The 12,864-nt window shown below is 65.6% G+C and carries 13 protein-coding genes; 6 read left to right on the top strand and 7 right to left on the bottom strand.

Features of this window, described 5'->3' with window-relative positions; all coding sequences use genetic code 11:
- The first annotated feature begins 107 nt into the window (after positions 1–107).
- On the top strand, positions 108–944 hold the full coding sequence (locus tag ACAX61_RS03010; RefSeq protein WP_370713336.1) for a diacylglycerol/lipid kinase family protein: 837 nt from the start codon (positions 108–110) through the stop codon (positions 942–944).
- A complete protein-coding gene (locus ACAX61_RS03005) occupies positions 941–1,687 on the top strand; it encodes a metallophosphoesterase family protein (RefSeq protein WP_370713335.1) in 747 nt (248 codons plus the stop codon). The genes ACAX61_RS03010 and ACAX61_RS03005 overlap by 4 nt, the downstream gene beginning before the upstream one ends.
- Positions 1,688–1,698: 11 nt before the next feature.
- On the opposite strand, the gene ACAX61_RS03000 is transcribed toward ACAX61_RS03005, so the two are convergent.
- The 6 genes from ACAX61_RS03000 to ACAX61_RS02975 form a co-directional block, all read right to left on the bottom strand.
- Entirely contained in the window at positions 1,699–2,448 is a 750-nt protein-coding gene (locus ACAX61_RS03000) for a class I SAM-dependent methyltransferase (RefSeq protein WP_370713334.1), read from the bottom strand.
- 61 nt (positions 2,449–2,509) lie between these two features.
- A complete protein-coding gene (locus tag ACAX61_RS02995) occupies positions 2,510–2,914 on the bottom strand; it encodes a hypothetical protein (protein ID WP_370713333.1) in 405 nt (134 codons plus the stop codon).
- Between the two features lie 198 nt (positions 2,915–3,112).
- On the bottom strand, positions 3,113–3,673 hold the full coding sequence (gene rpsI / locus ACAX61_RS02990; RefSeq protein WP_370713332.1) for a 30S ribosomal protein S9: 561 nt from the start codon (positions 3,671–3,673) through the stop codon (positions 3,113–3,115).
- A complete protein-coding gene (gene rplM / locus ACAX61_RS02985) occupies positions 3,673–4,152 on the bottom strand; it encodes a 50S ribosomal protein L13 (protein WP_370713331.1) in 480 nt (159 codons plus the stop codon). Before rplM ends, rpsI begins: the two co-directional genes overlap by 1 nt.
- 159 nt (positions 4,153–4,311) lie before the next feature.
- Entirely contained in the window at positions 4,312–4,629 is a 318-nt protein-coding gene (gene cutA, locus ACAX61_RS02980) for a divalent-cation tolerance protein CutA (protein WP_370713330.1), read from the bottom strand.
- Positions 4,626–5,681: a COX15/CtaA family protein gene (locus ACAX61_RS02975; RefSeq protein ID WP_370713329.1), complete on the bottom strand. Its 1,056-nt coding sequence runs from the start codon at positions 5,679–5,681 to the stop codon at positions 4,626–4,628. Before ACAX61_RS02975 ends, cutA begins: the two co-directional genes overlap by 4 nt.
- A 101-nt stretch (positions 5,682–5,782) precedes the next feature.
- On the opposite strand from ACAX61_RS02975, the gene ACAX61_RS02970 reads away from it, so the two are divergent.
- The 4 genes from ACAX61_RS02970 (at position 5,783) to ACAX61_RS02955 (ending at position 11,155) form a co-directional block, all read left to right on the top strand.
- Positions 5,783–6,178, top strand: a complete 396-nt coding sequence (locus ACAX61_RS02970) for a MerC domain-containing protein (RefSeq protein WP_370713328.1) — start codon at positions 5,783–5,785, stop codon at positions 6,176–6,178.
- 44 nt (positions 6,179–6,222) lie between these two features.
- Complete coding sequence (locus ACAX61_RS02965; RefSeq protein WP_370713327.1) at positions 6,223–6,693, top strand: Fur family transcriptional regulator; 471 nt, start codon at positions 6,223–6,225, stop codon at positions 6,691–6,693.
- A gap of 64 nt (positions 6,694–6,757) precedes the next feature.
- Entirely contained in the window at positions 6,758–8,680 is a 1,923-nt protein-coding gene (gene dxs, locus ACAX61_RS02960) for a 1-deoxy-D-xylulose-5-phosphate synthase (protein WP_370713326.1), read from the top strand.
- A gap of 126 nt (positions 8,681–8,806) precedes the next feature.
- Complete coding sequence (locus tag ACAX61_RS02955) at positions 8,807–11,155, top strand: TonB-dependent receptor (RefSeq protein WP_370713325.1); 2,349 nt, start codon at positions 8,807–8,809, stop codon at positions 11,153–11,155.
- 74 nt (positions 11,156–11,229) lie between these two features.
- Here ACAX61_RS02955 and ACAX61_RS02950 read toward each other — a convergent pair whose 3' ends face one another.
- The gene (locus ACAX61_RS02950; RefSeq protein WP_370713324.1) at positions 11,230–12,798 is read right to left on the bottom strand and encodes an amino acid permease; all 1,569 of its coding nucleotides are present in this window, start codon (positions 12,796–12,798) and stop codon (positions 11,230–11,232) included.
- Positions 12,799–12,864: the final 66 nt, after the last annotated feature.

Here is a 12,864-nt window from a genome sequence, read left to right as displayed (position 1 = left end):
GGCGCGGTCCCCTTCGCACATTGCTCTGGCCACCCATAACCATGTTGCGGCCGCTTGGCTGCATCCTTCATTCGATCGGTTCGTTGTCGATCCGTCCTACGGGGGAAATGATGCGGAATCTGTGGTTCGTGACCAATCCCAATTCGGGTTCGGCCACGCAGGAGAAATGCGACGCGATCGAGGCTGTGTTCGAGGAACGCGGACTGACGCTGGTCGGGCGCACCGGCTTTCCCGACGAATCGCTGCCCGACATCGACACGCTGACCCGCGCGCAGGCGGATACGCTGGTGCTGTTCGCAGGGGACGGCACGATCAACGCGGCGCTGTGTGCGCTGGCCGATTGGGATGGGCGCTTCCTGATCCTGCCGGGCGGCACGATGAACCTGCTGGCGCGCGAACTGCACGACAGTGTCGATCCCCATGCGATCATCCATGCCGCGCATGAAGATTACCGCACGATCGCCATGCCCTTTGTCGAAGCAGGCCCGCACCGCGCCTTTGTTGGGGTGATCATCGGCCCCGCCGCGCAGTGGTTCCGCGCGCGGGAAGCGGTGCGCCAGCGCCGGTTCCTGTCGCTGCTGCGGGCGCTTCGCCACGCATGGGGGCGGACGTTCGGCAAGGGGGTGCGCGTTTCCGGCTCGATCCGACTGCGGCGGCGATATCAGGCGGTGCTGGTCAAGCCCGACCGGCGCGGGCTGGACGTGGCAGGCATTGACGCGCGCGAATGGCGCTCCATCGTGGAGCTGGGCTGGAACTGGGTGTCGGGTGAGTGGGTCGATGCGCGGTCGGTCACGCACACACTGACGCGTCATCTGGTGATCGAAAGCCGCCGCCCCGTACTGGCGCTGTTCGACGGCGAACCCGAACGGCTGGAACGCGGCACGCGCATCACCGGCGGCATGAGCGAGCCGCGCTTTGTTTCAACCCGGAGGGAGGCGGCATGATCCGGCTGTTCCATGTCAGCGACCTGCATTTCGGAGCGGAGGACAAGGCGGCGCTTGCGTGGTTCGCCTCGATCGTCCGCGAAGAGTCGCCGGACGCCATTCTGATGACCGGCGACCTGACCCAAAGCGCGCGTTCCGGAGAGTTCGAGGCGGCGGCCCAGTGGCTCGAATCGCTGGACCGGCCGACGACGGTAGAGGTCGGCAATCACGACCTGCCCGTCTATAACCCGCTGCGGCGCCTGTTCCTGCCCTATCGCCGCTACAAGACGCTGGAGCGGATGATCGCGCGGCCGCTGGACGTAAAGGGCGTGACCATCGCGCCGCTGCGAACCACGGCGCGGGTGCAGATGCGCTTCAACTGGTCAAAGGGCAATGTCACGCCGCAGCGGCTGGCGCACACGGTGCGGCTGGTCGAATCGGCATCGGCGGACGATCTGGTGTTCGTTACCGCGCACCATCCCCTGATCGAGGCAGGCACGCGCACCGACGCACGGACGCGGGGCGGGCGGCGCGCATTGTCCGAACTGGCCCGCGCGGGCGCTCATGCGGTGCTGACGGGCCATGTCCATGACCCCTTCGACATCGAACATGAGGTGGACGGGCGCACCGTCCGCCTGATCGGGGCGGGCACCCTGTCCGAACGGGTCCGCGAAACGCGGCCGTCCTTCAACGAAATCCGCGTCGTGGGGCGGGAGTTCGAAACCATCGCCCGCATCATGGACGCGCCCGACCACAAGGTCTGACGCGCCGATAATCAGCGCAGGCGGCGGCCGATCAACGTGCCCTTGGTCCCGTCGGTCGCCAGCTCGAACGAGAAGTTCGGCCAGTTCCGCCGCCAGCGCGACGCCACCACCCGCTCGCCGGGGCGGGCGCCGTCGTCCAGCATGATTGTGCCGCCAACCGACAGCCGCTCGAACAACACCTCCGCAGCACCGCGCACGAACGGGTGGATGGTCCATGGCGGCCCGTCGATCACCAGCAGGTCGATCCGGTCGGGCAGCCCGGCGATGTCATACCACAGACCCGGCCAGCCTTCGGGCGCGGGGATTAGCGGCGCGGCGCGCATGTCGGCATCCAGCCCGTGTTCGTTCAGCCATTCATGCGTGCCCGCGACGAAATCGGCATGCTGGTCCAGACTGTGCAGCCGGCCGCCGCCATGCAGTTGCAGCGCGCGCGCAACGATCAGGCTGGATGCGCCCGCGCCCAGTTCGACCACGACCTGCGGGCGACGCGCCTCGATCTCGTGCACGATCAGGCGCAGCAACCCCGTATCGGCCTTCCAGCTGCCCAGATTGGGCAGGGCGTCATGGGGCAGGGACAGTCGGTCGAGCAGCGCCCGTTTGTCGCTGGGCCGTCCGCCCGACAGGCTGCGGGCAAGCCACGGCCACTGGATCGCGCCCCACGCGATGGTGAAGGCGCGGTCGCGCAGGGTCTGGCGCCAGCCATCGGGGCCAAGGCGGACGTCGTTGCGCGGCAGAAAGCCGGTCGCGTGGCGGGTTGTCATGGGCGGGCGGTGAAGCGGGCCAAGGGGGTAAGGTCAAGCATCTTGCGACAGAGCGCTGCGATCAAGGGCCGCAGGTCCACTCACCGGCCACGCGCCAGGGTGAGGTGCCGCTTCGTTCGAGCGCCAGGGTCGCGGGTCGCGGCGGTGATTCGCCTGGTGCTACTGCAGGGCCGGTCAGCGCGATGTGGACGCGCGCGCCGGACCCTTCGAAACGGCCGCCGTCGATCATCGCATCGAAACCGCCGGGGCGTTGCAGGCGTACCGGCCCCGCATCGCTGCGGATCAGCGCATTGGCGGGACCGGCGGCGGCGACGTTGCCACGCGCCAGCAGCAGCATTTCGTTGCGGGCGGTAAAGCTGCATGCCAGCTCGCCCGTCAGACCAGCGGCTTCGACCGTTTCGGGAAGCAGCGGGCGCAGGCCGACCGGCTCCGCTGGAACCGGCACGTCGTCCGCCGGGGTGGCCAATTGCGGCGCGCCGCATGCGGATAGGCACAGGCAAAGGACAGAGGGGATCCCCGACAGGGGGCGGGCGCGGACATGCATTGCCGCTCTATCCCCGACGCGTCTCCCATGTTCCGTGCTGCCGCACCGGGTTCGACGGCGCGGGCACGAAAAAGGGCGGCCCGTTGCCGGACCGCCCCAATTTCGTCGTCGTAAGGACGATCAGCGCTTCGAGAACTGGAAGCTGCGGCGGGCCTTGGCCTTACCGTACTTCTTACGCTCGACCGCGCGGCTGTCGCGGGTCAGGAAGCCGGCCGCCTTGACCGGCGCGCGCAGCACCGGTTCGTAACGGGTCAGCGCCTGCGCGATGCCGTGCTTCACGGCGCCCGCCTGGCCCGACAGGCCACCGCCCTTGACGGTGCAGACGACGTCATACTGACCTTCGCGCTCGGCAACGCCGAACGGCTGGTTGATGACGAGACGCAGCGTCGGACGCGCGAAATAGACTTCCTGATCGCGACCGTTGATCGTGATCTTGCCCGAACCCGGCTTCAGCCAGACGCGTGCGACGGCGTCCTTGCGGCGGCCGGTCGCATAGGAGCGGCCATAGGCGTCGACTTCCTGCTCACGCAGCGGCATCGTCGGCGCGGCGGGCTGGACGGGAGCGGCACCCGCTTCCGGTGCATCGGCTTCGGCAGCGGCGGCGGCCTGCTGGGTCTCACCCTGCGGCTGACCCTGGGTCAGCGCGGCCAGATCGGAGAGGGACTGGCGGTTGTCGGACATTATGCGCCCACCTTGTTCTTGCGGTTCATCGACGCGATGTCGAGGACTTCGGGGTTCTGCGCTTCGTGCGGATGCTCGGTACCCTTGTAGATGCGCAGGTTGCGCATCTGCTGACGGCCCAGCGGGCCGCGCGGGATCATGCGCTCGATTGCCTTTTCCAGCACGCGTTCCGGGAAACGGCCGTCCAGCACCTTGGCTGCGGTCACTTCCTTGATGCCGCCGGCATAGCCGGTGTGCTTGTAATAGGTCTTCTGCGCCAGCTTCTTGCCGGTGAAGCGAACCTTGTCGGCGTTGATGACGATGACATTGTCACCGCAATCGACGTGCGGGGTGAAGCTGGTCTTGTGCTTGCCGCGCAGGACATTGGCGATGATCGTCGCTGCACGACCGACCACCAGGCCGTCGGCATCGACGATATGCCACTTCTTTTCCACCTCGGCGGGCTTGACCGACTTGGTGGTCTTCATGAGGGCCTTCATGGCTCTATCGACCTTCTGATAGGGAAAACGGAACGCCGCCCGGTAAAAGGCGGCGTGCGTGGTGCGCCCAATGACGCGGGGGCCGCTGTAAGTCAAGCTTCCGGGCGGCTTTGCTGACGGGTATCAGGATACCATGGGCTGAAAACGAGCCAAATAGCGTCAGTCGCGCGTGCTTTCCTCGATCCACGTCAGCCCCTGATCGGTGGCGGCGGCGGGCCACAATTCGATGATGGGCAAATCATAGCTGTGCAGCTCGACGATCCGGTCGCGCAGCGCCAGGGCGCGGGACATGCTGGTCTTGAACAGCACGGGCGTCTCGATCTCGCTCTCCACCGTATCGCGCCAGCGATAGACGGAGGTGCAGGACGCCATGACATTGGCACAGGCGGCCAGCCGTTCCTCGACCACGGCGCGTGCAATCGCCTCCGCCTCCTCGGTCGTGCCGAAGGTTACGTGCAGCATCGCGATGTCACTCATGCGGGGCTCCTGCCAACGGCGTGGGCCGCGGATACGGCGGCGATGACCAGCAGCGCGCCGACGACCTGATGGGTCAGCGCGGGGTGGAACGCCACGCCGCTAATGACGGTGACGATGCCCAGCAGAATCTGGATGCCGACTGCAGCGTGAATGGCGATGGCAGCGCGCCGATCCCCGGCACGCTTCGACGCACGTGCCAGCACGATCAGCGCCGCCAGCGCGACAAAGGCCCACCAGCGATGGACGAAGTGGATGGCGAACGGATCGTTCAGGACCGCGGCGAACACACCGTCGGACCAGTTCGCCTGCGGGATCAGGCGCCCGTTCATCAGCGGCCACTCATCGGTGACCAGCCCCGCATTCAGCCCGGCGGTAAAGGCACCGAACATGATCTGCACCGCCAGCACGGCCAGCGCGACGACAGCGACCGGGCGCAACCGGGCGGGACGCTCAGACGTATTGTGGGCCAGCGCGGTCAGGTCGCGTGCGGTCCACGCAAGCCCGCCCAGAATGAACAATGCCAGCATCAGATGCGCGGCCAGTCGGAAATGGCTGACATCGGTGCGGTCGACCAGGCCGGACGCGACCATCCACCAGCCGACCGCCCCCTGTGCGGCGCCCAGTGCCAGCAGCGCCAGCAAGCGAGGGCGATACCCTGCCGGAATCTGCCCGCGCACCCAGAACCACAGCAGCGGCAGCGCAAAGGCGATGCCGATCAACCGCCCCAGCAGCCGGTGAAACCACTCCCAGAAATAGATGAACTTGAAATCCGACAGGCTCATGCCGGCGTTGATCTGCTGATATTCGGGCGTTGCCTGATATTTGGCGAACGCCACCTGCCAGTCGGCATCCGAAAGCGGCGGGATGGTGCCCGAAACCGGCTTCCATTCGGTAATCGACAGGCCCGATTCGGTCAGCCGGGTGATGCCGCCCACCGCGACCATCAGAACGATCAGCGCGGCCACGAACCAGAGCCAAAGGGCAATGGCGCGCGGACGATCGGTGCCCGAACGGGGGCGGGGCGCGGGGGTGGAAGCAGCACTTGTTGTCACGCGCGGCTGTTTAGGATGCCGCGGACCGGCCGTCGATGGGACGAATTGCCATATGCAAAAAAGTCGAATGTAATGTTGTAACCTCGAATGCTTGGCCCTAGATGGCGATCGTGATCTGCTCTGCCGCCTCTACGCGCCGTCCGCGCAATCGGCTCGACCGAATCGCTATTGCGCTGTCGGCACTGTGCGTAGCGCATTGCCTGGCCAGCGCGATCGTGCTGGCGCTGTTCGCGTCGTTCGCGGGTCCGCTGCTGGACGACCGCGTGCATGAGGTCGGGCTGGGCATTGCCGTGGTCCTGGGCGCGGTGGCGCTGGGCCGGGGTCTGCGCCAGCACGGGCGCCGCTTGCCGCTGGTCGTCGGATCGGTCGGTCTGGTACTGATGGCGCTCGACATCCTGTTGCCGCACGGGCCGGGTGAGGTGGGGGTGACCGTTATCGGCGTCCTTCTCCTGGCCCTTGGCCACTGGCTGAATCAGCGCGCCGCGCGCCGCCGCTGAGCACACCGCTTGCCCGGTGGTGCCGGGCTCCTTAAATCCACGTTATGGCCACCCACCATCATCACGACGATCGCGGCCCCGCATTGACCGACGCCGCGCGCGCCGCGCTGGAAACAGCGGGCGAGCAGTGGACGCCCATGCGCGCCAATGTGTTCGAAGCACTGGCTGGCTTTGAAAAGCCGGCCAGCGCCTATGACATTGCCGAAGCCGTGTCGAAGGATGTCGGGCGCCGGGTTGCCGCCAACAGCGTCTATCGCATCCTGGACCTGTTCGTCGGCGCGAATCTGGCGCGGCGGGTGGAAAGCGCCAATGCCTATGTCGCCAATACGCACCCGAATTGCCTGCACGACTGTATCTTTCTGGTGTGCGACCGGTGCGGAGACGCCCGCCATGTCGATGCCGACAAGGTGACGTCGATGGTCCGCGCCGTGGCCGAGGAGGCGGGATTCGTGGCGCAGCGCCCGATTGTCGAGGTGCGCGGCCTGTGCCCCGATTGTGCGGCTGCGAACCGCTGATCCCCTGCCAAAGTCCAGCCCGGTCGCAATCGACACGGGTTTTCTGATGCGATAGAGCGGGGCGATGGTTCAGCTTCCCGATACGCCGCTGCTCGATACGGTTCGCACCCCTGACGAACTGCGGCGCCTAAACCCCGGCCAGCTTCGTCAACTTGCCGACGAACTGCGCGAAGAAACAATTTCGGCGGTTGGTACGACCGGCGGACATCTGGGATCGGGTCTTGGCGTGGTCGAGCTGACCGTTGCCATCCATTATGTGTTCAATACGCCTGACGATCGGCTGGTCTGGGACGTCGGGCACCAATGCTATCCGCACAAGATCCTGACCGGCCGCCGCGACCGCATCCGCACGCTACGCCAGGGCGGGGGGCTATCGGGCTTCACCAAGCGCAGCGAAAGCGAATATGACCCGTTCGGCGCGGCGCACAGTTCGACCTCGATCTCGGCGGCGCTGGGCTTTGCCGTTGCCAACAAGCTGACGGGCGCACCCGGCAAGGGGATTGCCGTGATCGGCGACGGCGCGATGTCAGCGGGCATGGCCTATGAAGCCATGAACAATGCCGAGCAGGCGGGGAATCGGCTGGTCGTCATCCTGAACGACAATGACATGTCGATTGCGCCGCCGGTGGGCGGGCTGTCGGCCTATCTCAGCCGCATCGTGTCCAGCCGCGAGTTTCTGGGCCTGCGCGAGACGCTGAAGAAATTCGCCCGCCGCCTGCCGCGCCCGATGCACACCGCCGCACGCAAGACCGACGAATTCGCCCGTGGCATGACCATGGGCGGGACGTTGTTCGAGGAGCTGGGTTTTTATTATGTCGGCCCGATCGACGGCCATAATCTCGACCATCTGATCCCGGTCCTCGAAAACGTCCGCGATGCGGAGGAAGGGCCGATCCTGGTCCATGTCGTGACCAAAAAGGGTAAGGGGTACGCCCCCGCCGAAAAGGCGGCCGACAAATATCACGGCGTCCAGAAGTTCGACGTGATCACCGGCGCTCAGGCAAAGGCGCCGCCGGGGCCGCCATCCTACCAGAATGTGTTCGGCGAAACGCTGGCCAAGCTGGCCGATACCGACAGCCGCATCTGCGCCATTACCGCCGCCATGCCGTCGGGCACGGGCGTTGACAAATTCGCTCAGGCGCACCCCGACCGCGCGTTCGACGTGGGCATTGCAGAGCAGCATGCCGTCACCTTTGCCGCCGGTTTGGCGGCGCAGGGGATGCGGCCCTTCTGCGCGATCTACTCCACCTTCCTTCAGCGCGCCTATGATCAGGTCGTGCATGATGTGGCGATCCAGAACCTGCCGGTTCGCTTCGCCATCGACCGCGCCGGGCTGGTCGGGGCCGATGGCGCGACCCATGCGGGCAGTTTCGACGTCACCTATCTGGCCAGCCTGCCGAACTTCGTGGTGATGGCCGCCGCGGATGAGGCAGAGCTGGTCCACATGACCTATACTGCCGCCGAACATGACAGCGGGCCGATCGCGGTGCGTTATCCGCGCGGCAACGGCACGGGTGTGGCGATCCCCGACGTTCCGCAGAAGCTGGAAATCGGCAAGGGCCGCGTCGTTCGGGAAGGCAAGACCGTCGCCATCCTGTCGCTCGGTACGCGTCTTGGCGAAGCGTTGAAGGCTGCCGAAACGCTGGAGGCAAAGGGGCTGTCGACCACCGTCGCCGACCTGCGTTTCGCCAAACCGCTGGACGAGGCGCTGATCCGCCGCCTGCTTGCCACGCACGAAGTCGCCGTGACGATCGAGGAAAATGCGATCGGCGGCCTTGGCGCGCATGTGCTGACACTGGCCAGCGATCAGGGGCTGATCGACGCGGGGCTGAAGCTCCGCACGATGCGTCTGCCCGACCTGTTCCAGGATCAGGACAAGCCGGAAGTACAGTATGACGAAGCCGGCCTGAACGCCCCCCACATCGTCGACACTGTGCTGAAGGCGCTGCGCCATAACAGTGAGAGCGTGGCCGACGCGCGCGCCTGACCCGCGACGCCATGTTGCAGTGTTAAGTTGTGAATAACCGCACGTCGTAACGGCGTCGTCATCATATTGCAGCGCAGCGTTCACGTGCCGCGCGCAACGCGCCCCCAACCATAACAAGGGGGTTGAATGATGTTGCGCCTTTCTGCCGCAGCGATGCTGCTCTGCTCGGTTGCCGTTCCCGCACTGGCCCAGTCGTCGGTGCAGGACCCGGCGGCAACGCCCGATCAGGGTGCGACCGATTCGAACGAAATCCTCGTCACCGCGCAAAAGATCGAACAGCGTGCGGTCGACGTGCCCATCACCATTTCCGCCGTCACGGGTGAGCGGATCAAGGATCTGGGCGTCGGCGATCTGGACGAATTGTCCAGCTATATCCCGGGCCTGAACATCCAGGAACAAAGCGCCAATAACCCCGGCATCGTCATCCGCGGCATCACGTCCGATTCGGGTTCGGCACAGCAGGGTCCGCGCGTCACGCTTTATTACAACGGCGTCGACATCTCGCGGTCGCGTGGGTCCTATCAGGCGATCTACGACCTCGAGCGCGTGGAAGTCATCAAGGGCCCGCAGGCGACCCTGTTCGGCACCGCCAGCGCGATCGGCGCGGTCAGCCTGACGTCGGCCCGCCCGCGTGAGGGCTTTTCGGGCTCGCTGACCGGCGGTTACGGCAATTTCGACCAGACGCTGCTGTCGGGTTTCCTGAATGCGGGCAGCGACAAGGTTGCCGGGCGCATCGCCTTCGAATGGAAGAAGCGCGACGGCTATGTCGAAAACCTCGCCGTCAGCCAGGAAGACGAACTGTACGCGCAGGATCAGCTTGGCGTCCGCGCCTCGCTGCGCTTCACCCCGACCGAGGATCTGACGGTCGACCTGATGGGCACCTATGACCGTCAGCGCAATGGCGGCACCCCGTTCGTGTCGCGCCGCCTACCGACCGAGGATGGACCGGGCAACCCGTTCGGCCGCGCCAATCTGGGCGGCTCGCCCGTGTCAGCCGAGGTGCTGGGCGACGACCAACTTGGCCTGACGCGTGACGTGTATGACGTCAACCTGACCGCGTCGTGGGGCTTTGCCGACGGCTGGAACTTCACAACCGTCAACGGCTATCGCAAGTTCGACAGCAACGAAGTGTTCGACGCCGACGGCTCCGCCGCCTGGTTCCTTGAGTTTGGCGAGGATTCGCGCGGCTGGCAGGCCAGCCATGAAGGCCGTTTCAGCTATGTCGATCCCAGCTGGCGCGCGCAGTTCGGCTGGAACGTGTTCGTAGAGGACAATTTCCAGCGCGTGCCCTTCTCCAGCGAAGAAGGCACGTTCCTGCAATGCGCCAGCGCGCTGGCGGGCAACCCGCTGGTTTCCGGCCTGGGCTGCGTCAACGCCGCCGGTGTTGTCGAAGCCGCCCAGGCGACGTCGCGGCTAACGGGCGGGCGTCTTACCCAAGTGCCCTACAGCTCGGAATTCAAGAACATCGGGCAGAACGACGCCTATTCTGTGTTCGCCGACACGACCTGGATCCCGGTGCCCGCGCTGGAGCTGACCGCTGGTGTTCGCGTGCTGATCGAACAGCGCAAGTCGGGCTACACCACCCGCGTGCCGCGCCCGGTGCTGAACCCGACCGCCTTCTCGCTGATCCCGAACCAGACCGACACGGCGGGCCAGACCTTCTGGCGTCAGGAAAGCTATGCGGCCGTGCTGCCGCGCTTTAACGCGCTGTTCCGCCTGTCGAACGACATCAACGTCTTTGCCACGGTGTCGAAGGGCCGTCGTTCGCCCGTCGTCCAGCTCGATGCACAGCGCGCCACAACCGGCGCGGGCAGTTCGCTGGTCAGCCCGCGCCTGCAACTGGTGCCCGAAGAAATCGTCTGGAATTACGAAGGCGGTCTGAAGGGCAGTGTCGGCATCGCGTCGGGTTCGTTGGGTGTCTATTATCAGAAATATGACGGCTTTCAGGTCAGCGTCGTCGGCGCTGACGGTGTCACGCGTACGCAAAGTGTTGGCAGCGCCAGCAATCTGGGTGTCGAAGCCGAACTGACCGTGCGCCCGACGCGCTGGCTCAGCCTGTTCGGCAATGTCGGCTATATCGAGGGCGGCATCGACGACGATCCTGCCAATGGCCGCTTTGCGGGCAATCGCTTCCGCCTTCAGCCCGAATGGCAGGCGGCTGGCGGTTTCACCATCGACGCGCCGCTGGGCGGTGGCATGCGCTTCTTTGCGACGCCGACCGTCACGCATCGCAGCCGCATCTTCTTCGAAGTGCCGAACAATCCCGCCATCTCGCAAGGGCCGGTCACGCTGGTCAATGCGCGCGCGGGCGTCAGCTTTGCCGACGAACGGTTCGAACTGGCGGGCTTCATCCGCAACGCCTTTGACGAGGATTATCTGCTCGACGCAGGTAACACCGGTGGCGGGTTCGGCATCCCGACCTTCATCCCGGCCGAGCCGCGCTTCTATGGCGGCCAGCTGACCGCGCGCTTCTGATCACGGACAAAAGGAAAGGCCCCCGCCGCAATCCAGCGGCGGGGGCCATTTTTGTGCCCGTTAACCGGATAGGATCAGGCGTCCTTGTAACCCGGGGTCGGCGCGCCTGGCAGCGGCGGGACCGGCTGGGGCGGGGCGTCGGGGTCGTCTTCATGCACATCGACGATGCCCTGGCCGACATGGCTGCGCGAACGGCTATATGCAAAATACACGATGAAGCCGAGCGCGGCCCAGGCCCCGAACAGCATGATGCTGTGCGAATCGAGGCTGAAGAACAGATAGATACAACCCAGGATCGAAATCGGCGCCGTCAGCATGATGAACGGCGTGCGGAACGGCCGCTTGCGGCTGGGATCCGTGCGACGCAGCACCAGCACCGCGACCGACACCGCGGCAAAGGCGAACAGCGTGCCCGAGTTCGAGATGTTGGCCAGCGCGCCCACCGGAAAGAACGCCGCGAACAATGCGACGGCGATGCCGGTGATGACGGTGATGACGTGCGGCGTGTTGAACTTGGGGTGGATGCGGCTGAACATCGCGGGCAGCAGCCCGTCGCGGCTCATGGTGAAGAAGATGCGCGTCTGGCCGAACATCATCATCAGAATGACCGAGGGGAGGGCCAGGATCGCCGCCAGACCGACCAGATTGCCGATCGCCGGCCAGCCGATCTCACGCAGGACATAGGCCAGTGCTTCCTTCGAGCACACCACGTCCTTGGCGCCTTCGGCCGCGCGTGCGGCGCATTGCTGGGCCAGATCGGTGCTGCCCGGCTCGAGGATGCCGCCCAGCGCGCTCATCACTGGTTGGGCGCTGACGCCCGGCGCGCCGATGACGCCTGCGGACACCAGAATGTAGAAGATGGTGCAGAAACCAAGGCTACCGATCAGGCCGATGGGCATGTTGCGCTGGGGGTTCTTGGTTTCCTCAGCCGCGGTCGAAACTGCGTCGAAGCCGACATAAGCAAAAAAGATCGAGGCGGCAGCGGCAGAGATGCCGCCAAAGCCGAGCGGCGAGAACGGCTCGAACTGCTCCATCCGCATGACCGGAATGGCCAGGATGATGAACAGCGTCAGCGCGATGACCTTGATCGCCACCAGAATGGCGTTGATCGTTGCCGATTCCTTGGTGCCGATCACCAGCAGCCACGTCACCAGCCCGGCGATCAGCATCGCGGGCAGGTTGATCATCCCGCCGTCCAGCGGCCCGAGCACCAGCGTGCTTGGTATGTCGATCCCGAAGCTATGTTCGATGTAACCGACCATATAGCCCGACCAGCCGACCGAAACGGCCCCGGCTGCGACCGCATATTCAAGGATCAGCGCCCAGCCGACCATCCATGCGATCACCTCGCCCATCACGGCGTAGCTGTACGTATAGGCCGATCCCGAAACCGGCACCATCGACGCCATTTCGGCATAGCAAAGCGCGGCAAAGGCGCAGACCAGACCGGCGATGACGAAGGAAATCATCATGCCCGGCCCGGCCTTCTGCGCGGCTTCAGCGGTCAGAACGAAAATGCCGGTGCCGATCACAGCGCCGATGCCCAGCATCGTCAGTTGAAAGGCCCCCAGCGTCCGGGTGAGCGATTTCTTTTCGGCGGTCGCCAATATGGCGTCGAGAGGCTTCACGCGCCCGAATAGCATTGAGCTGTCCCCTAGGTGCGGCCTGTTGTCGCCGCGTACGTTACGAAAGGCGGGAGCCTAGCCGCA

Source organism: Sphingomonas sp. IW22, assembly GCF_041321155.1.
Lineage (GTDB): Bacteria > Pseudomonadota > Alphaproteobacteria > Sphingomonadales > Sphingomonadaceae > Sphingomonas.
This window is presented reverse-complemented; position numbering and strand designations above follow the sequence as displayed.